Genomic DNA, 24794 nt, shown 5'->3' with positions numbered 1-24794 from the left:
TTTTGCTTTTATTTCGTGTTAATACGGTTTGTATCAGCAAGCGTTAAAATTGCTTGCGCAATCATGCTTAAGATGGCTAAACGGTTGTTTTGTACCGTTTGGTCTTCAGCAAATACCATGTTGTTATCAAAGAATTCAGTAATAACTGGTGTTAATGCCTCAAGTTGATTATAGTTGTTCTGCATGTCATTTGTCATCTCTAACCCTTTAGCAGCATTAAATAATGCAACTTCTGAATCTGATTCAAAACGACTTTCTTCTATTGTAACATCTTGGACATTTAATTCACGTGCTTTCGCACCCAAGTTCAAAATACGGTTCCATGCTTCAAGCGTTTCTTTAAATGACGCTTTTTCACTAGCTGCTTGTAAGACTTTACTTGCCGCTAATTTTCTTAAGACATCCGCTGAATGGCTTTGCAAAACAGCATCCGCAATATCATAACGAATTTCTTGGTCATTTAAGATAGCTTTCAAGCGGTCATTTACAAATTGACTTAAAGCTGTTTGCAATTCAACTAGGCGCTCTTGGTCTTCAATACCATAAACAGTCTGCAAGATACTAATGATATCAGTTTTCCAATCAAAAGTTAACTCATTTTCGATTAGAATCCGCACAATTCCTGATGTTTGTCGACGTAATGCAAATGGATCGTTTGAACCAGAAGGAATGCGGTCAATATTAAAGAATGAAATCACTGAATCTAGTTTATCTGACACAGCAAACAATTTACCCAATTGACTAGCAGGTAATTCACCTTCAGCAGAAATTGGCATGTAATGTTCGCGAATAGCAGTAGCAACTGCAGGTGCTTCACCAAAGGCTAAGGCATATTTTTCACCCATAATCCCTTGTAATTCTGAGAATTCATCCACAATACCGGTCATTAAATCGAACTTGTAGATTTCACCAGTACGAGTGATGTCTCCGGTTTGGACGTCAGCTAACTGACCAGACCATTTTTCGGCTAGATATTTGGCGATTTGACCAGTACGGGCCATTTTTTCCTGTAAGGAACCAATTTCAGCATGGAAAGTTACCTTAGCTAAACGGTCTTGGAAGTCTTGAATTGTTTTGGTTTTATCTTCATTGACGAAGAAGAAACCATCTTCCAAACGTGCAGTCAGGACTTTTTGATTACCCTTACGGACATTATCTAAGTGTTCAGCGTTACCGTTACGAACAGCTAAGAACAATGGCAACAATTTGCCTGCTTGGTCTTTAACATAGAAGTAACGTTGGTGGTTCTTCATTGAAGTGATCAATACTTCATCCGGTAACGCTAAGTATTTGTCGTCGAAGTTGCCGATAAAGGCAGTTGGGTATTCAACAATTTGGGTAACTTCTTCAAGTAAGTCAGCATCGATATCGATTTGATATTTGTTTTCACTCGCTAATTGCTCGATTTGTTGTTCGATTAATGCTTTTCGTTCGTCTTGTTTTACAATAACAAATTCATCAGCTAAGGCTGCTTCATAAGCATTGGCATCCACAATCACAACTTCTTGAGAACCTAGGTAACGGTGTCCACGTGAGATATTTGAAGCTGTTAGGTTCAAGAAAGTTAACGGTAAGACTTGGTCATCTAATAGGGCAACCATCCAGTGGATTGGACGGATGTATTTAACGTCATACGAAGCCCAGTGCATTGAAACAGGGAATGACATTTGGTCGATAACTGAAACTACATCTTGTAAAATGTCAGCCGCTTGGCTACCTGGTTGCGAAATATTAATGAAGACATACTCTTCACCTTTAACTTCTTCAAAGTAAATATCCTCAACAGAAGCACCTTTACCGCGTGCGAAACCTTGGGCAGCTTTGGTCCAATTACCCTCTTCATCTTGAGCAATACGTTTAGCGGGTCCCTTAGCTACTTCAGAAAAGTCTGTTTGCTTGTCGGCTAAGCCATTAACACGTACAGTCAAACGACGCGGTGTCGCAAATGTTTCGACATTGTCAAAAGTTAAACGGTTGTCTGATAAAAAGTTTTCTACTAGTGATTTTAATTGGTTCACGGCATTACGTACGTATTGAGCAGGTACTTCTTCCAAACCAATTTCAAATAAAAATGTATGTTGGCTCATTATTTTTCCTCCTTCAATAACGCTTCTGCTGTTTCTCGGTCTAACAATGGGTAACCCAAGTCAGCACGTTTCTTCACAAACATTTTAGCTACACGGCGGGCCATGTTACGGATACGAGCAAGGTAAGCGGCACGGTCAGTAACAGAAATCACACCACGCGCGTCTAGTAAGTTAAATGCATGTGAACATTTCAAAATGTAGTCATAAGCTGGGTGGACTAATTCATTGTCGATTTGTTTCAAGGCTTCAGCTTCATATTTATTGAAGGCAGAGAATAACATATCTACATCCGATTCCTCAAATGAGTAAACTGAATGCTCGTATTCTGCTTGACCAAAAATTTCACCATATTTAACGCCTTCAACCCATTCAATATCGTAAACTGAATCTACTTCTTGGATGTAAGAAGCTAAACGTTCCAAACCATATGTTAATTCAGAGGTAACAGGCTTACACTCTAAACCACCAACTTGTTGGAAATAAGTAAATTGGGTGACTTCCATCCCATCTAACCAAACTTCCCAACCTAAACCAGCACAACCAAGTGATGGGTTTTCCCAGTTGTCTTCTACAAAACGAATGTCATGTTTTAATGGGTCAATCCCTAATTGTTTCAAGCTTTCAATGTATAATTCTTGAATATTATCTGGGTTTGGTTTCATCACGACTTGGAATTGGTGATGTTGGTATAGACGGTTAGGGTTTTCACCGTAACGACCATCTGCTGGACGACGAGAAGGTTCTACGTAACAAGCGTTCCATGGTTCAGGACCAATTGCACGCAAGAAAGTATAAGGTGACATGGTACCAGCACCTTTTTCTGTGTCATAAGCGTTTAAAACTAAACAACCTTGTTCAGCCCAGTAGTTTTGTAACGTTAAAATTATATCTTGAAATGTTTTATGATTTTTTGCCAAGATGTTCACTTCCTCATTTTTTATCTATTGTGACAGTGGTCAAATACATCAGAAGACACTAAAAAGCCCCTATGTATTTGAAAAAACAAACACATAGGGACGATTATCTCGCGGTTCCACCCTACTTCTAACGGATAAGATCCATTAGCGCTTTATTGTTAAGTGCTCCAATATGCCTTCACAAGGTTTCAATCCAGCCGCTCCCACTATCCGGCTTCGCTTTGGAATCTACATCTTCTTACTTAGTATTTTCACTGCACTTCTTTTATTCAGCTATTATCATACTTTTTTTCTCTTTTGTCGTCAAGCGGATTGACGAAAGTTTCCATCTGACTGATAAAATGCTTGCTTTTTAAGTGGATCCCTACATACTCTTCGTAAAGATCATCCAAGGCTTGCCGAATTTCAGTTTTTGTTGTCGCCTGTAAGTCCACTTGACCTAGTTTGTCATATGGTATTTGACTAAACAGTCGAATAAAATGACTTGCCCGTGGTGACCAATGGAGACGCCTATCATCCATGTGAAAATGTTGTTCGCATAAAACGCCAGCATATTGCATGGAATAGTCAAAACGGCCTTGATCACGGCCACAAATAGCACATGACCTAAAGTTGGGGGCCACCCCAAATTTCGGCAGCAATTGAATTTCAAATATATTGGCCACGACTGACGGATCGACACCGGCTTCTATTTTGCCTAGACCGTGCCAGAGCAAGTCAAAAACCTTGTCTTCTTTGATAAAATCTTCAAAGGCGGCATCAGTCAAACCTGTCATGTAGGCTGCGTAGGCATTGGCCTGGATGTCTGAGATGGTTGTCTTAGGAAATAGAACATCGTCCGTATCATTTAAGAAGGAGAAACCTTTATCGTTGATGGTTCCCACAAACGAGGCCCGCATGTAAGGAAAGGCAATTTCCCTTAAACCATTATTCTGCCGTTGAATATTCTTAATGAAAAACATCCGCTTACCAAATTCCTTGGTGAATATTTTAATCAGTAGGTCTTTTTCTTTGTATTTACGCGTAAAAAGGACAATCCCATCGAAACGCGCGTATTGGTCCTTTCGCATGGTCTTGTCCCCTTTCAATACTCATGTCAATGTGTTTCGATTTTTATGATAGCTAGAACTGACTTTTGCTTGTCATTAACCCTTATAGTTTTTATGATTGTAGCCAAGGTCACCTAAGTTGGCCTTGTTGTTACGCCAGTTCTTGATAATTTTCACCCAAAGTTCTAAATAAATTTTTGAACCTAGTAAGTTTTCAATTTCCTTACGCGCTTCAACACCAATTTTCTTGATCATCTTACCGCCCTTACCAATGATGATTCCTTTTTGACTCTTTTGGTCAACGATAATGGTCGCATACACATGCACGCGATCCAGTTCATCTTTTTGCATGGAGTCTACTTGAACAGCAACTGAATGTGGAATTTCTTCATAGGTATTTAGTAGAATTTGCTCACGGATTAACTCAGAAACTACGAAGTATTCTGGATGGTCAGTGATAAATTCAGATGGGTAGTATTGCGGACCAGTCGGTAATAGATCAACCAAAGTGTCGATTAATGTTTCCACATTATTCCCGTTTAAAGCAGATAGTGGGATAATCCCGTCAAAAGATTCTGGGCTTGGGATAGTTTGCATAAATTCAGCTAGCGCCTCTGGTGACACTTTATCGATTTTATTAACGCCCAAGAACTTACGGGTCTTGTAGTTTTTAATCTTTTCAAAGACGAATTTATCACCAGGGCCAATCGGTTCTTCCGCATTCACCAACATTAAGATGGCATCTACTTCTTCTAGTGATTGATAAGCTGACTTATTCATAAATTCGCCCAACTCATTATGGGGTTTATGAATACCTGGTGTATCAATGAAAACAATTTGCGCTTCATCCGTTGTATAAACCGCTTGGATTTTGTTACGTGTTGTTTGTGCCTTGTCAGACATGATGGCTACTTTTTGCCCCACAACGCGGTTTAAAAAGGTTGATTTCCCAACATTAGGACGGCCAACGATTGCCACAAATCCTGACTTATATCCATCAAAGTCATCGCCAGCTTGGTCGCCGTCGTCCTCTAATAATTTTTCTAAATCCTCAATATTGTCAAAATCATTTATATTAAAATCTTCTATATTCAAAAATAGTCTCCTTATTTTTATATTAATTTGAAAAAAAATAAAATCTCAGGTACAAAAATTAACAAGCCAATAATTACAGCCATTGTAGATGAAATCAGTACGCCACCAGCCGCTACATCCTTCACATTTTTTGCAATGGGATGGTATTGGTTGTCAGTCACTAAATCAATAATCCACTCAGCAATGGTATTGGTAATTTCCATACAGATCACAATAGCACAGGTTAAAATTAAAATTAACCACTTCTCAATGGACAAAGCAAAAAACCAAGCGGCCGACATGACTAAAATCAAGCCCAGAATCTGGTAACGAATGTTTCGTTCATGGCCAAAGGCAAATTTTATCCCGCTTAAGGCATAACCCATTGATTCAAAAAAATTATGGTTCTTATCTACTTTTGGTGGTTTTGGTACTTGTTTACGCTCTTTTGAGTCCATAAGCATCTAAAATCTCTTTCTGTAGGCCAAACATTTCCTTTTCATCTACTTCATTCATATGGTCATAACCATTCAAATGCAAGAATCCATGGACAGCTAAAAAGCCTAGTTCACGTTCAAAAGAATGGCCATAATCAGCTGCTTGTTCACGTGCTTTATCAATTGAGATGAAAAGATCGCCCAATTCACGTGGCATATCCTCTGGTAAGCCCATAACTGCTAATTCATCCTCACCTAAATCTTCAATCGCAAAAGAAATCACGTCAGTTGGACGGTCAATGTTGCGGTAAGTTTTATTGATTTCATGAATTTCTGCATCATTCACGATGGTTAAAGATAAGTCAATTTCTCCAGTAAGTTTCAAATAACCTGCTGCAAAATCCAACAACTCATGCAACATCTCTTCATCTTTATTAGATAGCTCATTCGTCTTATCTTCAAAAATTAAATCTAACACTTTTTCACCTTTTTTCTATTTGCCATATCTATCATTAATTTCCCTTATCTTCATTGGCGTAGGCATTGATGATTGCTGAAACCACTGGGTGACGAACAACATCAGTCGCTGTAAAGTGCACAAAGTCGATATCTTTAATCCCCTGCAAGTGTCTTTCCGCGTCGATTAACCCAGATTTAGCGCCTCTAGGTAAATCAATTTGCGTCTTGTCTCCATTAACAATCATCTTAGACCCGAAACCAAGACGAGTTAAGAACATCTTCATTTGGGCAACCGTTGTATTTTGTGCTTCATCAAGAATGACAAAAGCGTCTTCCAAAGTCCGACCTCGCATATAAGCAAGTGGTGCCACTTCAATCACGCCACGTTCCAGTAAGCGTTCAGTATGCTCCCGGCCATAAATAGTATATAGGGCATCATAAATTGGCCGTAAGTAAGGATCAACCTTCTCTTTTAAGTCACCAGGTAGGAAACCTAAGCTTTCCCCTGCTTCAACTGCTGGACGCGTTAGGACAATCCGCTTTACCCGTCCTTGTTTTAAAGCCTGGACGGCCATCATCACTGCTAAGAAAGTTTTCCCGGTACCAGCTGGTCCAATCCCAAAAGTAATGGCATGTTTATTGACAGCGTGTAAATATTGACGTTGACCTACAGTTTTTGTTCGAATAGCTTTCCCTTCAAAGGTCCGGCCAATTTCCTCTTCATATAGACTTACAAAGTGGTTCAAAGTCCCACTGTTTGCCATTTTAATCGCAGTAACCACATCACGTTCACCAATTGTGATACCTGATTGTAGAATAACTTGTAATTCAGTCAGTAAATCAATCACTTGGGCAACATCCGCTTCTTGTCCGGTCACTTCAATTTGCTCATCTCTGGCAAATATTTGCACCTCAAAAGCTTGTTCAATCAAAGAAAGATTACGGTCCTCAGTACCAAATAGTTGTACGGCTAATGCTGGATTCATCAAGGCTACACTTTTACTGATTGCAGATTCTGTCAAATGAAAACTTCCCCCTTTTCGTATTAAATAAATTATAGCAAAAATCTGACACAAATACGAATAACAGGTCAGGTATTTTCAAATGCATAGCCCTATTTCCGGAAAAGGGCATTTGCTTCCGCAAGTTAAATAATGAATGATACAATAGAGAAAATACTTTAGGGAGGCGCACACTATGCAAAAAATATTAGCCATTGCAAACCTTGTAAAGGATTGGCAAATCGATGATATCAAAGACTTAGCAAGCAATTACCAGGTGAAAATGGCGGATCAATTGACCGACGCAGACTTCCCCAATATTGAAATCCAATATGGTTGGAATGCGGATTTAGCTGAAAAATATGCAGCGAATGGTTATGATAGCCTTCGCTGGATTCAAGTCCAATTCGCTGGCATCAATCAATTGCCTAAAGAAATTGTCACTGATGAAAAGATTCAAATCACCAACATGAGTGGGATTCATGCGATACCGATTGCAGAGACCGTTTTTGGATACATCTTGAACTACTACCGGAGTTTACATATTTATAAGGCGCGTGAAGAAAAACAACATTGGGAATATGCTCAACATATGTCTTTGCCTGGAAAGAAAATGGTCGTGTTTGGTGCCGGTAATGTAGGGAAAGAAATCGCCCGTATTGGCCAAGCATTCGGTTTAGAAACAGTCGGCGTGAATACATCAGGACGCGATGTAGACTATTTTGATCAAACAGTTAAAACAGCGGACGGTTTTGAAAAAGTCACTGACGCCAACATTATCGTCAATGTTCTTCCTGAAACAGCTGCCACAAAAAACGTCTTTGACGCAGCTTATTTCAGTCGCCAAGAAAAGAAACCTTTATTTATTAATGTAGGTCGTGGCTCAGCCATTGTAGACCAAGACTTAATTGAAGCTATTGATAAAGGTGACATTGACTATGCATCCCTTGATGTCTTTAGAGAAGAACCCTTGCCAGCAGACCATCCTTTCTGGGCCCATGACAAGATTGATGTGACGCCACATATGACTGGTCAAGTAGAACACTTTGCAATTGAAACTTACAAGATATTCCAAGCTAACTTAACAGCTTACACGAAAGATGGCGATTTATCAGTCAATGTCGTTTCTAAAGAAAAAGGCTACTAAGAAAATATGATTCAAATAGACAATAAAAGCATTTGCTTTCCTAAATCTCGGAATAGCAAATGCTTTTTTGATTCTATTTTGTCTTTATTTAGCGTTTAGCGTAACTGGAGGTAGACCTTCAAATTGGCCTACATAAACGCCTGGTTGAATGACTTTCGGCATATTAACGGCGCCTGAAGCCACAAACATGCCTGGTTCAATAGCTTGGCCTGTTTCAGCTAGTTTTTGTGCCAACCATTGTACTGAATAAGCTGGGTGGCCCATCACCTCTTTTGAAGAACCTTGGGTGTATGGTTGACCATCTACTGTTACTGTCCCCATCACGTCATCAATTTCTTCGTAGGTACGTTTGACATATTCACCGGCTACTACACCGGCATTAGCTGCCCCATCGGCAATCAATTCAAATTTTGAAATGTTCCCGTACCAATTGTCATACCGGCAATCAGGAATTTCATAGCCTGTCGCCACCTTACATTTAGACATAATAGTTTCCACTGAATCGTCAGGCGAAATGGTTTCTTCAGCCTTGAATATGATTTCAAATTCTAACAAAGGACCCATAAATTTGCTCAGGTCCATATCCGAACCCCAAACACCTTTGTCTGTCATGACGCCGTATAAAGGCGTTGTGGTCCTAAAAAATGACTGCTGAATTTTTGCTGACAAGGAGATTTTATAACCTGCAATCTTTTCACCAGCCGCTTTTCTTAAATCTAACACAGCTTGTTGCACTCGGTAGCCGTCTTCTTCATTGACGATACCAAATTTCCCGTATTGTACCGGCACTTTTTCATTGTCTGCTTGGTATAGGGTCTTACTTGCGTGAATAATTTCTTGATCCATCATAAGCTTTTTTCTCCTTAGAATTACATGGCGTCTGAAGCGCCACCGTCAATATTGACAGCTGAACCACTCACATATGAGGCGGCATCTGAAGCAAGGAAGCTAATCACTTTAGCAGCTTCTGTCGTTTCACCAACACGGCCCATTGGCGTATGCGTATCTTTGGCTTTTTGTTTTGAAAACTCTTCCCAGGTTGGATGTTCTGGGTCATTTTGCCACATCTTCTCAACCTGTTCACTGCGGATATAACCAATACATACCGCATTTGCACGAATATTGTATTCACCATATTCCTTACTCAATTCTTTGATCACCGCTAAACCAGCTGATCGCGCCGGAGATGTCGGTACAGACTTAGGACCTGGCGTTTTACCAGAATTAGAAACCACGCTAATAATTGAACCTGAAGCCTGCTTACGCATATAAGGCAATACTTCACGGGTAAAATTCGCCACACCAATAATTTTGATTTCCAAGTCAAATCGCCATGCATCATTATCCACTTCTTCAAATGAGCCCGCTCTGTGGCCACCCGCATTGTTCACTAAGATATCGATAGTCCCGTATTTGGTTGCTGTATCTGCAATCGCTTTTTGGACAGCCGGTAAATCTGTGACATCAGCTACTGCGTAATCCACTTCAACCCCTGTCGCTTCTTTAATAGCTGTTTGTGCCTCAATCAATCGGTCTTCGTGGCGGGCTGTAATCACAACTTTTGCCCCCTCCTCAGCAAGTGTTTTCGCTGTTTCAAATCCGATACCTCTACTTGCACCGGTAATAACTGCCACTTTACCTTTTAGTCCTAAATCCATCAAAATCGCTCCTTCATCTTTTAAGATCTTATTGATTTGAAATAAGGCTCCACTCAACTTCCAGACTTGTATTATCCTTAACTACTTCAGTAGCCATCACCTAATAAAAAAACGACGACCCTCGACAGGCCGCCGTTCCATTAGCTAGAGCCCGCTTCACGTGGAAAAGGACTCTCCTAGAGAAGAATCCTACTTAGCTAATAATAATAATAATAAATCTTGTTTTAGATTAAATGGAGACGCAACAAATACGCCAGCATGCATGATATATTTGGAAGATATTCTAAATTGGCGCATTGTTGTCACTCCTTTCAAATTGCTAACTACAATTTATCAAAAATAAGATGTAATTGCAAGGTATTTTTAATTTGTTTTTAATTATTCTCTCATTTAAGTTGCGAGAGGAAAGAATTTTAGCCAATAAAAAAGGGAAGTCCGAAGACTTCCCTCTCAGATCTAGATTATTAACCTAAATATTTTTTTGCTACTGTTTGGATTGCATTACCATCCGCTTGACCTTTAAATTTGGCCACAGCAGTTTGCATGACTTTACCAAAATCCTTCATAGATGTAGCGCCAACTTCATCAATGACTTGTTTGACACCCTCGTCTAATTCAGCTTCTGATAATTGTGCAGGCAAGTATTCTTCGATAATCGCGATTTCAGCAACTGCGTTATCTGCTAGTTCTACATGGTCTGCTTGACGGAATTCTACTTCCGACTCTTTTCGTTGCTTCAACTCGCGAGCCAAAAGTTCAATTTCTTCATCTTCAGACAATGCACTTCCCTTGTTAATTTCAGCATTTTGAACTGCTGCTTTTAACATACGGATAACAGATAACTTAAATTTATCTTTAGCTTTCATGGCTACCTTCATATCGGTATTTAGTTGGTCTAATAACGCCATGATCCGCCTCCTTTATCGCAAGGTAAACGATTAGAATTTACGTTTACGAGCCGCTTCAGATTTTTTCTTACGTTTTACTGAAGGTTTTTCGTAGAATTCACGTTTACGTGCTTCTTGTATTGTGCCAGATTTTGAAACTGAACGTTTGAAGCGACGAAGAGCGTCGTCAAGTGATTCGTTTTTACGAACTACAGTTTTTGACATGACATTTCCCTCCCCTCGTTACTACAAATCGTTCTTTCATACTTGAAAAAACGTTCTAGTAAATTATACGCCATTATATTTATAAAGTCAATTCTCCCAAGGTAAATTTGTTGAAAGTTCCGTTGTTCAAAAGTGAGCTTGTCTTAGCTAAGAATAATGGAAGATCCCCCCGGTCATTAACAGGCAAATGCTAGTCCAATTAGTTGCGATTTTAACTACGAAAAAAGAGCTAGAAATGCGTATCTAGCCCCTTTTCAAAAAATTTTTACCTTACTGACATTCACTACATAGTCCTTGCAATTCAATGGTATGGCTGGCGATTTCACAACCTGGTAATTGGTCAGCAAAGAATGTCATGTGGCAAGAATTGATTGGAATCGTCTTGCCACAATTTGTGCAGATAAAATGATGATGGTGTCCTAAGTGTGGATCACAGTGTTTTCTAAAAACCATCTCCCCGTTGACTTCAGAGGTTTCAAGGAAGTGGTGGTCTTCGAATAATTTTAAGTTACGGTAAATGGTATCAAATGAGATACCCGGATATAAGTTTTCTAATCGTTGCTGCACTTCTTTGGCGCTCAGGAAATAGGCCCCTTCTTCATCAAAGACGTTTAACATGTCAGCACGTTTCTTGGTGTATTTAAAACCAGCTTCGTGTAGGACTTGCATGGACTCATCTACAAAATTCATAGTTATCACTCCAGTTCCTACTTATTCTAACACGGATTGATTACGATTTGAAGCCATAATCATTGGGCTGTGTTGTATCAAAATGACGGATTTGCGACTCAATATGCGCACGGTTTTCTTCCAAGAATGGCGGTAATGATAATGACTCACCTAAAGTTTCATATGGTTCGTCACCCATGAAACCTGGACCATCAGTCGAGATCTCGATCAAGATGTCACCGATACGTGCGTATAAAGCTTCAAAGAAGAAACGATCGACTAAACCTGAACTTGGTAGACCGATTTGTTGATACTTGTCGACCCAATGTTGGATGGCATCGTGGTCAGCGACACGAAATGACACATGATGTACTTCACCATATCCTTGTAATCCTGGTGGGGTTACTAAGTCTTTTCGTAAGATAACTTGACCACCGTTACCACCCTCGCCTACTTCATATAGGGCTTCTTGACCATCGTCTGACAATTGTTTCATGCCATAGATTTGTTCGAGAATTTTTCCAAATTCTTCATAGTAAGATACTGAAATTTCGATTGGTCCTAATCCGTAAATCGCTTTGTCTTCTGGAACTGGGCCATTTTTCCAAGGCTTTCCAGGCGCAACACCCTCGTTGTTTTCATCTGAGAAGATTTGTAGGCGTTGACCGTCAAAGTCTTCAAAGCGTAAAACTTTCTTACCGTAAACTTCTTTAATTTCTTCCGTCTTCACATCAAATGATTTCAACCGTTCTTCGTAGTAAGCTAGGGCTGCATCATTTGGTACACGTAAGCCGATACGAGAAATGGCGTTTGTTCCATAGTAACCGCTTGGCACGCCCGGGAAGTCAAAGAATGTTAAATCTGTCCCCGCGTTCCCTTCATCGTCTGAGAAAAAAGTATGGTAGGTGTGAATGTCATCTTGGTTAACTGTTTTCTTAACTAAACGCATGCCCAAAATGCCTGCATAAAATTGATAGTTCTTTTCCGCGCTTGAAGTAATAGCTGTTACGTGGTGAATACCTAATAAATCTGTTATCATGATTGCCGCTCCCTTTTAATAAAATATCTTTTAAGTTTTTATATTTCGAATTCGTATTATTAATATACCATGTTTTTGTTTCGAATTCAAATTGTTTTTATCTTCGATTCTTCTGACACATTATATATGATAGAATAAACTTAATATATAGATTATTGGAGGCAAAAAGATGAGCCAAGACACACCACAAAAGCCAAAATATTTCCTGATTTCGGATGCAGTTGGATCGCTAGTGAATGATATTTTCCAAAGCGTGTCCGTTCAATTTCCATCCGTTGAATTTGATATCACTAATTACCCTTTCATCCAACACGACGACATGCTGCTACCTATTTTAAAACAGGCAAAAATTGAAAAAGCATCCATCGTTGCTTCTTTCATCAATAAAGACCTTAATAAAATTGCGGAAGATTATTGTGAAATGGCGGGGATTTTCTACTTGAATGTCCTTGACAAATTAATGGATCAGATTGTGAGTCAAACAAATGTGAAACCGTCCGGAAAACCGGGTATTCGCCACCAACTTGACGATGAATACTACAAACGAATTGAGGCCTTAGAGTTTGCAGTCAACAACGATGACGGCCAACAACCCAAACGCTTTATCGACGCAGATATCGTTTTATTAGGAATTTCTAGAACGTCTAAAACGCCATTAAGTATGTATCTTGCGAATATGGGTTATAAGGTGGCCAACCTGCCGTTGGTCCCAGAATCTAGAATCCCAGATATTATTTATGAAATTGAGCGGTCAAAAATTATTGGTTTGACCAATGACGTCAATGTTTTAAATAAGTTTCGTCGCGAACGTATGCGGTCATATGGGATTGAAAATGCCAGTCTGTATACAGATGATGCCCGCATTGAAAAAGAATTGGCCTACGCCAACAAACTTTACGAAGAGTTGAATTGTCCAGTCATCAACGTGGCTGATCGGTCAATTGAAGAAACAGCCACGTTGATCATCATGTTCTTCAACTCAACCAAAACCTCAGGGTGAGAGAGCCGACGTTCAGACAGGAACATTGGAAGTTTAAGGCAGTAGATGGGCGAAGTCAGCTACAACTTAAACTGAAATGCAGTCCTGTCTTGAGGCTCAAACCCGACTACCCAGGGTGAGAGAGCCGACGTTCAGACAGGATCATTGGAAGTTTAAGGCAGTAGATGGCGAAGTGAGCTACAACTTAAACTGAAATGCATTCCTTTCTGGAGGCTCGAACGCGACTACCCAGGGTGAGAGCGAAATCGCTCAGCTTAAAATAACACTATAAAATAAAAAAACAGCGTCATGATTGTCATGAGCGCTGTTTTTCAATCTATTTATTGTTTGATCATCATTTTCATTTCCGCGACTAATTTTTCAATGGATTCAATGTTCAATTCATCCATGCGTGCTGGCAAGCCTTCGATGATTTCCTTACAAATCATTGGGTTGGCGTAGTTAGCTGATCCAACTTGGACGGCTGTTGCGCCCGCGATGATCATTTCTAAAACATCGTCGATACTTTCAATCCCACCTACTCCAATAATTGGAATATCCACCACTTGGGCTACTTGACGAACCATTCGAAGAGCTACATATTTCACTGAAGAGCCTGATAAACCACCGGTAATCCCACCTAAAACAGGTTGTCTTGTTTCTAAGTCAAATGTTTGACCTGTAATCGTATTGATCATGACAATGGCATCTGCACCGGCAGCTTCTACCGCTTTAGCAATTGCCGTAATGTCCGTTACGTTTGGCGTTAATTTTACATATACAGGTAAGTCTGTTGCTGCTTTGACTTGTTTTGTTAAATCAGCAGCTACTTCTGGATCAGTCCCGAATTGTAGACCACCTAACTTAACGTTTGGGCAAGAGATATTTAATTCGATTGCTTTAACATTTTCAGGCTGCGATAAAGCTCTTGTAGCTTCTACATAGTCTTCTACAGTTGAACCTGCTACACTTTGGATAATAGGCACATCAAATTGAGCCAAATAGGGTAACTTTTCCGCTAAGACGCCTTCAACACCTGGGTTTTTTAAGCCAACTGAATTTAAAATACGTTGGCCAGAGTGGAAGTAGCGTGGATCTGGATTCCCTTTTCGCACTTCAACAGTTGTCGATTTGTCCACTAAAGCCCCTAAGATACTTAAGTCATATTTGTCCGCGAACCCTTCACCGTAGCCGAAACAGCCTGATGCCGGCATAATAGGGTTCTTCAATTCTAAACCTGGTAATTTTACACTTAAACGTGACATAATAGCCTCCTTCAATAAGCTTTACTTGGATTATTTTTGCTCGTAAACAACTTCCCCTTGGAAAACGGTCAAGGCACACATACCGTACACTTCTTCACCGTTGAATGGCGTAACTTGTGATTTTGACAAGTAGTCAGCAGGATCAATTGTATATGCTTGATCTAGATCAAAAACTGCAATATTGGCTGGGCTGTCAACTGCAAGCTTTGCAGGTGTTAAGCCGAAAACTTCAGTCGGCGCAGTTGCCATTTTTTCTAATAAAAATGCTAGCGACATTATGCCAGTTTTTACAAAATTTGTGTACATCACTGCGAAGGCCGTTTCAATACCCACAATCCCAAATGGTGAATGCATAAAACCGTTGGCCTTCTCTGCTGAAGTATGGGGTGCGTGGTCAGTTGCGACCATGTCTAAAGTCCCGTCCAATAACCCTTCTAATAAGGCTGCTTGGTCTTCTTCACCGCGTAAAGGTGGGTTCATCTTGTAAGTTGCGTCATCTGAAGGAATATCTAATTCATTTAAGATTAAGTGATGAGGCGCCACTTCGGCTGTCACATGTACACCGCGCGCTTTACCGTCGCGAATGGCAGCAACAGATGCTTTTGTTGACACATGACAAACGTGGTAATGAACGCCAGTTTCTTCTGCTAAATGGATATCACGAGCGATTTGGCTTGATTCAGTTGCATTCAAGATACCAGGTAACCCTAACTCCTTGTTTTTAATCCCTTCATGCATCACGCCACCGAACAATAGACTTTCGTCTTCCGTATGAGCAACGATTGGCTTACCTACTCGGGCCGCTTCTTTCATAGCCAAGTACATAGTGCCGGCTGTTTGAACCCCAAACCCGTCATTGGTAAAGGCAAAGGCTTCTGGCATATGCTCCATGTCAACTAAGTCATCTGATTTTAGGTTACCTGTAATTGGTGCATATTGTAAGACCTCAACAACTGCATCTTGGTCAATCAATGATTGAATCGCTGTTAATTTTTCTGGTGTATCAGGTGCTGGATTCAAGTTAGGCATGGCTGCCACTCTGGCAAAACCACCGCGTGCTGCTGCTTGACTACCAGTTAAAATGGTTTCTTTATCTTCAAAACCGGGTTGGCGGAAGTGGACGTGCACATCTGTCAATCCTGGTGTGACTAATTTCCCAGCCACATCAATCACTTGGTCCGTATCCGCAACGTCGAAATCTAATTGCGCGCTAACTGCGACAATCTTTTGGCCGTCAATTTTTAAATGAATATCTACTAGTTGGTTATCTTTTGTAACCTGTTTACCATTTGTGATTATTAAGCTCATCATATCTTCCTTTCAATACCCATTCCAAAATTGCAATACGTGCATAAACCCCATTTGACATCTGTGACACAATCCGACTCTTCTCGCATTCGATCAATTCATCCGCAATCTCAACATCCCGGTTAACTGGCGCCGGGTGCATGATAATGGCATGGTCTTTCATGGTTTGGAATCGTTCACGCGTTAAACCGAATTGTTCATGATAGTCGGCCTTTTCAAAAGGCTTGTCCCCGTTTGGATGCCGTTCCAATTGAACCCTTAGCATCATCACGACATCTGCCGTTTTTACAGCGTCGTCAACTGACATCCACTCACCAAATTTTTCATAACGCTTATCAAAGTACTGGTCTGGCCCAGCAAAAATTACATTCGCCCCTAGTTGATTTAGCATCATCATATTGGAAACGGCTACCCTTGAGTACATGATATCACCAATAATAGCGATATCTAAGTCTCTAAAGTCACCGAATTCTTCGTAAATAGTCATAATATCAAGTAAAGATTGGGATGGATGTTGACCTGCTCCTGAACCCGCGTTAACCACCTGCACATCAAGGTTAACCAGTTGGTCAGGATAATTAGCGTCAGGATGGCGGATAACCACAATGTCGGCACCGATTGCTTGCATGGTCAAGACTGAGTCGTATAAAGACTCCCCTTTATTAACGGATGACGTTGTTACGTCAAAATTCATCTGATGCATGCCAATTTTGTGTTCAGCCATCTCAAAACTCATTTTAGTTCGCGTTGAATTTTCAAAGAACATGTTCACGATCGTTCGGTCGCTCTTAAAACTGTCTCGTCCATGTTTAAAGTCAGATGCTCGCCTCACTAACATCATAAATTCTTCATTGGTAAATTGTTCTACAGATAAGAAATGTCGCATTCATATACCTACTTTCATCGGAAAAAAGTGCTTGTAGATCCATGTCTACAAGCACTTCGCTAGGTGAATACACTGGTTCCACAAAAACCAGTTCACATAGAAAAATCACTTGTAGCCTCTCGGACCCACTTAAAGTAATACACTACGCCTATTTAATTAAAACCTCGTCTTTATCATCTACTTCATTTAAAGCCACAACCACATCTTCTTCGCGAGCAGTTGGAATATTTTTCCCGACAAAATCTGCACGTATTGGAAATTCTCTATGTCCACGATCAACTAAAACTGCTAAGGCAATCTCAGCTGGACGACCTAGGTCAACACAAGCATCTAAAGCAGCACGTGTTGTCCGGCCAGTATATAAAACATCATCTACCAAGATGACCTTTTTACCCGTTAAATCTGTCCCTTTTTTTGCCACTTGAATAGCTTCTTCTGCGTCATCACGATAACCATCGATATTGATTTTTTCGACAGGAACAACTCCTTCAATTTCTTCAATTTTAGCAGCTAGACGTTCAGCTAAAGGAACACCTCTCGTTTCAATCCCAACAAGCACCAAATTATCAATACCCTTGTAACGTTCGATAATTTCATGAGACAAACGTGTTAAAGCGCGGCCAATTTCTTTTTCATTCATAATCACTTTTACCATGGTATGACCTCCATTATTTGCTTAAGTAAGAAAAAAGACTACTTCCCTACTTGCGTGCGCAAAAAGAAGTAGTCTTTCCCCATTCGGTTAAAAACTAGACGTGTCATGCCTTCTTCGTCTCTCTGGACGCAAGTTAAAGGTTTTCATATATTTCTCATTATTATAACGCACCTAACAAAAAAATCAAGAGTTATTCAATTGGTGCAATAAATGGTGCTGTTTTCATTATCCAAAGTACCACAAAAGGTGTAGCGTTTTAGCTACACCTTTTGTAAATTATTAAATCGCATTTTCTTCAAACAACATAGCAAATTGTCCTAATGAAATGACATTTGTATCTGTAAAGTAATCCATGAAATTTTGACGCTTGTTTGAAAAGACAACCATCAAACCTAAAAACGGAATTGTCGTTAAAATCACTTTCCCTAAACCTTCACGAAGTAAACATGTCATAAAGGATAATTTGTATTGCTTGTTGGTTACAACTTGAAGCCCTAGTAACCCTTTACCAATCGTTTGGCCATTGGTCCAGAATGTGGACAAGGTAAAGTAGGCAATTAAGACGAATTGATCGACTAGGAAAGTTACTGCAGCAGGTAAGGTGCTATAAGCGCCTTGTGTTACTGCATTTAAGACACCCGTGACTAGTAAACGTAAGGCGTATACCATCAGTAAATCAATTAAGAAGGCAACCAAACGAATCCAGAAACCGCCATATAGATTACGAGCATAGCCTGAAGCAATATCTGCTTCTAGGTTACGGCGATAATTTGAAAAGATTTCTTGCGGTGAAGCTTGCAAAGATTTAATTTTGCGTTCACGACGTTTTTCTTTAAAATCTGTTTCTACTGACCCTTCATAAAGACGTTCATTTAGCTTCGGCAATTCAACACTGTCTTGATTATCCTTAGCTTTTTTACGGCGTTTAAACATCTTATTCACCTCCGTACATGTAATAGAATTGAGGTGTTGAGGTATCTTCTAAAACCTCTAAAATTTGCGTCATTTCATCCGCTGTATTGGTTTCTGATTGACCAGTAAATAAGTTTTTCTCAGCTAATAATGACATAAAATCAGTCAGCCATGAAGTAGCAGATGTAGGTGAGTAGTCTACAACGGTAGCTGTTTCCAGGTTGTTATCAGCTCTTAAGGCTGCTAAAGCATCTTCTTCGTACCCAATTTGGTCAGCTAAGCCATTTTCAACGGCTTGACTTCCTGAATAAATACGGCCATCAGCTAATTTTTTCACGTCATCAGTTGACATACCGCGGCCATTCGCTACAATCTCAACAAAACGGTTGTATTTCTCTTGAATGAAAGAATTTAATACGTTTTTTTCTTCATCAGAAGCACCTCTAAATGATGAACCCATATCTTTCAATGCCCCTGATTTATAGGTGTCCATAGCTAAACCATGCTCTTCCATAAAGCCTGAGAAGTTCGGCACTTGCATGATGACACCAATTGAACCAGTAGTTGTTTCACTATCCGTATAGATTTGGTCACCAACCATTGAAATCATATAACCACCTGAAGCAGCCATTTGTCCCATAGAAACATAAATTGGGATTTCACGGCTTTCTTTTAAGTCAAGTAAGGCGTTATATAATTCTGTACTTTCGTATACCCCACCACCTGGTGAATTGACGGTTAATAATAGCGCTTGAATGTTGTCATTTTCTTTAATTCCTTCAATAGCATCTAGGATACCCTGGTAATCCATTCCTTCAGAAAAAGCACCTGACCCAGAGTTATCTGCAATCGTTCCATCGATTTCTAACACCGCCACCTGACGGTTTGTGTCACCTGTTTCAATAATATTTTGCGCGTTTGAAAAGGCATTTGATCCTCCAGCAAGCAAATTATTGATATTGGTTTGGCTAGTCAATTGGCTACCAAATGCACCCAGTGCGAGGATAATAACAGCAACAATTGCTAATATCCATGATTTTTTACTCATTAACTTAATCCTCCTCCAAATAAAAAGTAAATATATGTCTAAGTATATTCTACCATATGACATATATATACACTTCAAGATTATTAGATATGACAATTCAAGTTTCCTGTGAATATAAAAAAATGGCCCTGAGGCCATTTTTTTAACTTAATCAAAATCAATTGTAGTGATTGATAATGATAATTCTTCTAATTGTTGTTCTGATACTTGGCTTGGGGCTTCTGTTAGTGGGTCAAATGCACGACCATTTTTAGGGAAGGCAATCACTTCACGGATGTTTTCTTCACCAGCTAATAACATTACTAAACGGTCTAGACCTAAAGCTAATCCGCCGTGTGGTGGGAAACCATAGTCTAAAGCATTTAATAAAAAGCCAAATTGAGAAATTGCAGATTCTTCTGTAAAGCCTAAAGCTTTGAACATTTGCATTTGCATGTCTTTTTGGTAGATACGTAATGATCCACCCCCGATTTCGTAACCATTTAAAACGATATCGTAAGCTTGTGCGTATACGTCTTCTGGGTTTTCAGCTAATTTATCCACGTCTTCCTCGTTAGGCATAGTGAATGGGTGGTGCATTGCATTGAATCGTTTTGTATCTTCATCGTACTCAAGCAATGGCCAGTTTGTTACCCATAGGAAGTTGAATTGGTTTTTGTCCATTAAGTCTAATTCGCGACCGAATTTCAAGCGGATTTCAGATAATGATTGGTTAACTACAGATTCTTTGTCTGCAACGAATACTAAGACATCACCAGTTTCAGCTTGTAAACGGTCCATCAATGGTGCAGGATTGTCTTTAAAGAATTTACCAATAGGACCTGATAAACCTTCGTCAGTCACTTTGATCCAAGCTACACCTTTAGCCCCGTATGTAGATGCAAATGGTGTTAAGTTATCTAAGTCTTTACGAGAATAGTTGTCACCAGCACCTTTAATATTGATGGCTTTAACGATGCCACCTTTTTCAATTGCTTGGTTGAATACTTTGAATTCGTATTGATCAACGATATCAGAAATTTCCACCAATTCTAAACCGAAACGCGTATCTGGTTTGTCGTTTCCATAACGTGCCATTGCATCGTCATAAGTAATGATTGGGAAGTTTTCAGTGATATCAATGTTTTTAGTACGTTTCACAACTGTTTTCAACATACCTTCTACTAAATCACGAATTTCTTCTTGTGTTAAGAAAGTTGTTTCTAAATCGATTTGCGTAAATTCTGGTTGACGGTCTCCACGTAAATCTTCATCACGGAAACAACGAACAACTTGGTAGTAACGGTCCATACCGGCAGACATCAACAATTGTTTAAATAATTGTGGAGATTGCGGTAATGCATAGAATTCACCTGGATGTACACGAGATGGTACTAAGTAGTCACGCGCACCCTCTGGTGTAGATTTTGTTAAGTAAGGTGTTTCTACTTCGATAAATTCTTGATCGTCTAAGTAACGATGAATTGTAGATACTACTTGATGACGTAATTTCATGTTATTCGCCATTTTTGGACGACGTAAATCTACGTAACGGTATTTCATACGAATTTCGTCGTTTACATCAATGTCATCTTCAACTGGGAATGGTGGTGTTTTTGAAATGTTTAAGATTGTTAAATCAGAAACCATTACTTCAATGTCCCCAGTTTTAATTTTCGGGTTCGCTAATCCTTCACCACGTAACACAACTTCACCAGTTACCTCAATCACGTACTCAGAACGTAAACGTTCAGCCTCAGCGAATTGGTCCCCTAAGTTTTCAACGTTGAATACAGCTTGAACGATACCCTCGCGGTCGCGTAAATCAACAAAGATTACCCCACCTAGGTCACGACGTTTTTGTACCCATCCTTTTAATGTAACAGTTTGTCCAACGAATTCGTTAGACACATTTCCACAATACACACTACGTTGCATTATATGCAGCTCCTTTTATTTTAAATCTCTTTTGTTTCGTATCTCTATTTAAACATCACTATTTTTGGTTTAATTCTTGGTAAATGCTTGCAAAATCATCCGCAAATTTTTCTAGCGGGTAGGCAGCTTCTTTACCAGAGGTCATATGTTTAACCGTGATTTGGTTATTTTCCAATTCAGATTCCCCAATAGTAACAACCAAGTCTGCACCTAGTTTATTGGCGTCTCTAAATTGTTTTTTAGGTTTGGCACCAAAGAAGTTTCGGTCAGCTGAAAAACCAGCGTGACGAACATATTGTAAAACTTTCATCGCTGCTTCATCCGTACCGTCTCCGATATTCACCACATAAACGTCAAGCTCATGCATGTCTGGTACTTGAACTTCTTGCGCCTTCATCAATAAGATTAAACGCTCGATTCCTAAACCGAAACCAAATCCTGGAGCAGATTCTTTACCATCTGAAATCTCTTGGACTAGGCCGTCATAATTACCCCCACCACAAATTGTTGTTTGGGCACCAAAGACTTTATCTTCAGACATAATTTCGAAGATTGTGTCTTGGTAGTAGTCTAAACCACGTACCATATTTGGATCGATTTCAAATTCAATACCTAAGGCTGTTAATAATGATTGCACTTCATTAAAGCGTTTAGTTGATTCTTCAGAAAGGTAATCCAAGATTGATGGCGCATTGGCCACGATTTCGATATCTTTTTTATCTTTTGAATCCAATACACGTAACGGATTTTTATGTAGACGTGTTTTTGACTCTTCAGATAATTCCTCCGTAAATGGTGTTAGGTAGTCAATTAGGGCTTGGCGGTATGCAAGACGCGAACTTGTATCCCCTAATGAATTGATCACTAGCTTGATATGTTGGATATTTAGCGATTTGAATAGGTCCATAGCTAAAGCAATCGTTTCTACATCTTTGGCAGCATTTGCTTCACCAAATACTTCAACACCGATTTGATGGAATTGGCGTAAACGGCCGCTTTGCGGTCTTTCATAACGGAACATTGGTCCCATATAGTAGACTTTATAAGGTTTCACCTGTTCAGGTGCGTATAATTTATTTTCCACATACGCCCGGACAATTGGTGCTGTTCCCTCAGGTTTCAAGGCAATATGACGGTTACCCTTGTCATAAAAATCATACATTTCTTTAGACACTACATCTGTTGTTTCTCCTACACTACGGGAAAATAATTCATAACTTTCAAACATGGGTGTACGAATCTCAAAATAACGATATTGGTTTAGAATTCTTCTGGCAGTTTCCTCTATAAAATGCCATAAATTCATATCTTCAGGTAAGATGTCTGCAGTCCCTTTTGGTCGTTGAATCACAATACCCCTCCTTTAAAATAAAAATAAAAAACTCGCCTTACATTCCAACAATAGGAATATAAGGACGAGTTAACTTCGTGGTACCACCTTAATTTCAACAGCTATGGCTGTTGCTTGCCGCGTAACGTGCGTGACGGAATAGCTTTGCACTATTCTCCTCCAGAGTGTTTGCAAATAAATGACATTGAGCATTCTCACCCGTTAGCTCTCTCTAGAAATGTCGACAATTATTCTTGCTCTTTCATTGGATTATTCGTTCCCTATCTTATATCAAAACAAAAAAAGTGTCAAGATAGTATATTTTCTAGTTGTTCAGTTATCACAAGAAAGGTAAACTGAGTTATAATAATACCAAATTTTAGCAAAAATATAAAATTTTTCTACCGGAATTTCTGGTGAATTACTGAGGTGTACGCGAATTGACAAATCATTCTGAGAACCACTTCCAACAAAATAAAGTAGTCTATCTACTCTATCTTATTTTTGTAACAGGAATCGTTGGTTTCTCCTCATTACAATTATATCAATACAACAAAGCATCCTATAAAGAACTATCTACCAATGTTGTCAACCTTCGTGAAGGACCTGGGATAACTTATGATATTAAAGACCAACTTGACGGCAGTAATCCTTATCGAATACTCAGACAAGAAAATAATTGGTACTATGTCCTACTTGATAACAATGAAGTGGGTTGGATACCAACTTGGTTAGCTGATAACCAAGATATCGATTCCTCTGATTTCATTGCCACAACCTTAATAGATGATATTCAAATCTACGAAGAAAACTCAGAGGACGCGACGGTCTTAACATCTGCCGAAAAGAATTCAAAATACCAAATCTTACACCAAGCGGATGGTTGGGCCCAAATTCAACTTTCTGGTGAAATTGGTTGGGTGAAACAAACAGAAATCGATGTGACACCAGGAACAATTGCCTACGAGGAAAATACTGAAATTACAGAAGAAGAACAATCAACTTTCGATGAATTTCTATCTGATTACAACTTTACTGTCAAGGCAACTGCTGATGGGGTAAATATTCGTAGCGAAGCCAATAAAGACTCTGAAATCTTAGCCAAAGGTGCCCTAAACGAACAATTTGCCTACCTTGGTCAAGAAAATGAATACTACCATGTTCGCTCAGTCGATGGTACTGAGGGGTATATCGTTAACTGGTTATCAGAAAGTGATTCAACTGCCATGGCGGATAAAGCAAAAGCAGTGGAAGCAACCAGTACATTAGCCGGCCGGACCATTGTATTAGACCCAGGTCACGGTGGTATCGACCCAGGTGCTGTAACAGACGGTCTATATGAAAAAGAAGTCACCTTACAAACTGCCCTAACCGTTAAGGAAAAACTTGAAGCAGCAGGCGTAAATGTGATTTTAACCCGAGATGATGATTCAGATGTTGCTTTAGCTGATATTCCATATACAGCCAACCAAGCAGACGCTGACCTATTGATTTCCTTCCACTATGATGCAATTGAATCAACAGGTGCATCCGGCACAACAGCTTACTACTACGGCGACGATTCCATCCCAGTAGCCCATGAGATTCAAGCCCAATTAATGGAACAATTACCATTAGAATCTAACGGTGTTAAATTCGGTGACTTCCAAGTTATCCGAGAATTAGCTGGCGAAGGTGTCCTACTAGAACTTGGATACATGTCAACACCAAGTGACGTGGCCGTATTCAGTCAAGAAGAATACTGGAACCAAGTTGCCGACGCCATTTACAACGCTTTAGTGATTTACTATCAATAATTGATTTTTTGTCACTACTGCCAAAACAAGAAAAATACCGATTGCCGGA

Annotated in this window: 24 protein-coding genes; 3 read left to right on the top strand and 21 right to left on the bottom strand. The window is 39.6% G+C overall.

Translation table 11 applies throughout. The annotated features are described in order from the left end of the window. Positions 1-8 precede the first annotated feature (8 nt). The 7 genes from glyS to AWM76_RS05190 form a co-directional block, all read right to left on the bottom strand. Positions 9-2087, bottom strand: coding sequence for a glycine--tRNA ligase subunit beta (gene glyS, locus AWM76_RS05220; protein ID WP_003142712.1), 2079 nt, complete (start codon positions 2085-2087; stop codon positions 9-11). Further along, entirely contained in the window at positions 2087-3013 is a 927-nt protein-coding gene (gene glyQ, locus AWM76_RS05215; protein ID WP_003142714.1) for a glycine--tRNA ligase subunit alpha, read from the bottom strand. The genes glyS and glyQ overlap by 1 nt, the downstream gene beginning before the upstream one ends. 260 nt (positions 3014-3273) lie before the next feature. Next, a complete protein-coding gene (gene recO / locus AWM76_RS05210) occupies positions 3274-4074 on the bottom strand; it encodes a DNA repair protein RecO (RefSeq protein WP_003142716.1) in 801 nt (266 codons plus the stop codon). Between the two features lie 75 nt (positions 4075-4149). Further along, entirely contained in the window at positions 4150-5148 is a 999-nt protein-coding gene (gene era, locus AWM76_RS05205) for a GTPase Era (RefSeq protein WP_003142718.1), read from the bottom strand. Between the two features lie 17 nt (positions 5149-5165). Continuing rightward, the gene (locus tag AWM76_RS05200) at positions 5166-5585 is read right to left on the bottom strand and encodes a diacylglycerol kinase family protein (RefSeq protein ID WP_235585530.1); all 420 of its coding nucleotides are present in this window, start codon (positions 5583-5585) and stop codon (positions 5166-5168) included. Beyond that, a complete protein-coding gene (gene ybeY / locus AWM76_RS05195; protein ID WP_050774115.1) occupies positions 5566-5985 on the bottom strand; it encodes an rRNA maturation RNase YbeY in 420 nt (139 codons plus the stop codon). Before ybeY ends, AWM76_RS05200 begins: the two co-directional genes overlap by 20 nt. A gap of 91 nt (positions 5986-6076) precedes the next feature. Then, the gene (locus AWM76_RS05190; protein WP_003142723.1) at positions 6077-7045 is read right to left on the bottom strand and encodes a PhoH family protein; all 969 of its coding nucleotides are present in this window, start codon (positions 7043-7045) and stop codon (positions 6077-6079) included. A 175-nt stretch (positions 7046-7220) separates the two neighbouring features. Here AWM76_RS05190 and AWM76_RS05185 point away from each other — a divergent pair, with 175 nt between their 5' ends. After that, positions 7221-8171, top strand: coding sequence for a phosphoglycerate dehydrogenase (locus AWM76_RS05185; RefSeq protein WP_003142725.1), 951 nt, complete (start codon positions 7221-7223; stop codon positions 8169-8171). Positions 8172-8255: 84 nt separating this feature from the next. On the opposite strand, the gene AWM76_RS05180 is transcribed toward AWM76_RS05185, so the two are convergent. The 6 genes from AWM76_RS05180 to AWM76_RS05155 all read right to left on the bottom strand — a co-directional run bounded on the left by AWM76_RS05180 (position 8256) and on the right by AWM76_RS05155 (position 12649). Next, positions 8256-9020: a 2-keto-4-pentenoate hydratase gene (locus AWM76_RS05180; protein WP_003142727.1), complete on the bottom strand. Its 765-nt coding sequence runs from the start codon at positions 9018-9020 to the stop codon at positions 8256-8258. Positions 9021-9040: 20 nt separating this feature from the next. Beyond that, positions 9041-9829: an SDR family NAD(P)-dependent oxidoreductase gene (locus tag AWM76_RS05175; RefSeq protein WP_039935712.1), complete on the bottom strand. Its 789-nt coding sequence runs from the start codon at positions 9827-9829 to the stop codon at positions 9041-9043. Between the two features lie 464 nt (positions 9830-10293). Further along, positions 10294-10737, bottom strand: a complete 444-nt coding sequence (locus AWM76_RS05170) for a GatB/YqeY domain-containing protein (RefSeq protein ID WP_003142730.1) — start codon at positions 10735-10737, stop codon at positions 10294-10296. 30 nt (positions 10738-10767) lie between these two features. Further along, positions 10768-10941, bottom strand: a complete 174-nt coding sequence (rpsU, locus tag AWM76_RS05165; RefSeq protein ID WP_003142732.1) for a 30S ribosomal protein S21 — start codon at positions 10939-10941, stop codon at positions 10768-10770. Positions 10942-11211: 270 nt separating this feature from the next. Continuing rightward, positions 11212-11631, bottom strand: coding sequence for a Fur family transcriptional regulator (locus AWM76_RS05160; RefSeq protein ID WP_003142733.1), 420 nt, complete (start codon positions 11629-11631; stop codon positions 11212-11214). A 40-nt stretch (positions 11632-11671) separates the two neighbouring features. After that, positions 11672-12649, bottom strand: a complete 978-nt coding sequence (locus AWM76_RS05155; RefSeq protein ID WP_003142734.1) for a VOC family protein — start codon at positions 12647-12649, stop codon at positions 11672-11674. A 169-nt stretch (positions 12650-12818) separates the two neighbouring features. On the opposite strand from AWM76_RS05155, the gene AWM76_RS05150 reads away from it, so the two are divergent. After that, positions 12819-13649, top strand: a complete 831-nt coding sequence (locus AWM76_RS05150; RefSeq protein WP_003142735.1) for a pyruvate, water dikinase regulatory protein — start codon at positions 12819-12821, stop codon at positions 13647-13649. A gap of 320 nt (positions 13650-13969) precedes the next feature. Here AWM76_RS05150 and AWM76_RS05145 read toward each other — a convergent pair whose 3' ends face one another. The 8 genes from AWM76_RS05145 to hisS all read right to left on the bottom strand — a co-directional run bounded on the left by AWM76_RS05145 (position 13970) and on the right by hisS (position 22973). Beyond that, entirely contained in the window at positions 13970-14893 is a 924-nt protein-coding gene (locus AWM76_RS05145; protein ID WP_003142736.1) for a dihydroorotate dehydrogenase, read from the bottom strand. 30 nt (positions 14894-14923) lie between these two features. Further along, complete coding sequence (locus AWM76_RS05140) at positions 14924-16201, bottom strand: dihydroorotase (protein ID WP_039935718.1); 1278 nt, start codon at positions 16199-16201, stop codon at positions 14924-14926. Beyond that, entirely contained in the window at positions 16176-17087 is a 912-nt protein-coding gene (locus tag AWM76_RS05135; protein WP_003142738.1) for an aspartate carbamoyltransferase catalytic subunit, read from the bottom strand. The genes AWM76_RS05140 and AWM76_RS05135 overlap by 26 nt, the downstream gene beginning before the upstream one ends. A 148-nt stretch (positions 17088-17235) precedes the next feature. Then, positions 17236-17742, bottom strand: coding sequence for a bifunctional pyr operon transcriptional regulator/uracil phosphoribosyltransferase PyrR (pyrR, locus tag AWM76_RS05130; RefSeq protein ID WP_003142739.1), 507 nt, complete (start codon positions 17740-17742; stop codon positions 17236-17238). A gap of 279 nt (positions 17743-18021) precedes the next feature. Next, positions 18022-18675 carry an RDD family protein gene (locus AWM76_RS05125; protein WP_039935723.1) on the bottom strand — a complete coding sequence of 218 codons (654 nt, stop codon included), beginning with the start codon at positions 18673-18675 and terminating at the stop codon, positions 18022-18024. Between the two features lies 1 nt (position 18676). Continuing rightward, complete coding sequence (gene sppA, locus AWM76_RS05120) at positions 18677-19702, bottom strand: signal peptide peptidase SppA (RefSeq protein WP_039935725.1); 1026 nt, start codon at positions 19700-19702, stop codon at positions 18677-18679. Positions 19703-19849: 147 nt separating this feature from the next. Continuing rightward, on the bottom strand, positions 19850-21622 hold the full coding sequence (gene aspS / locus AWM76_RS05115) for an aspartate--tRNA ligase (RefSeq protein WP_167541430.1): 1773 nt from the start codon (positions 21620-21622) through the stop codon (positions 19850-19852). Between the two features lie 55 nt (positions 21623-21677). Next, positions 21678-22973 carry a histidine--tRNA ligase gene (gene hisS, locus AWM76_RS05110; RefSeq protein ID WP_039935729.1) on the bottom strand — a complete coding sequence of 432 codons (1296 nt, stop codon included), beginning with the start codon at positions 22971-22973 and terminating at the stop codon, positions 21678-21680. A 416-nt stretch (positions 22974-23389) separates the two neighbouring features. Between hisS and AWM76_RS05105 the strand changes: the two genes are divergently transcribed. Further along, positions 23390-24745: an N-acetylmuramoyl-L-alanine amidase family protein gene (locus tag AWM76_RS05105; RefSeq protein WP_003142744.1), complete on the top strand. Its 1356-nt coding sequence runs from the start codon at positions 23390-23392 to the stop codon at positions 24743-24745. Positions 24746-24794 lie beyond the last annotated feature (49 nt).

The organism is Aerococcus viridans (assembly GCF_001543285.1).
Classification (GTDB): domain Bacteria; phylum Bacillota; class Bacilli; order Lactobacillales; family Aerococcaceae; genus Aerococcus; species Aerococcus viridans.
Note: the sequence above shows the minus strand (reverse complement) of the source record. Positions and strands in the feature narration are given on the sequence as shown.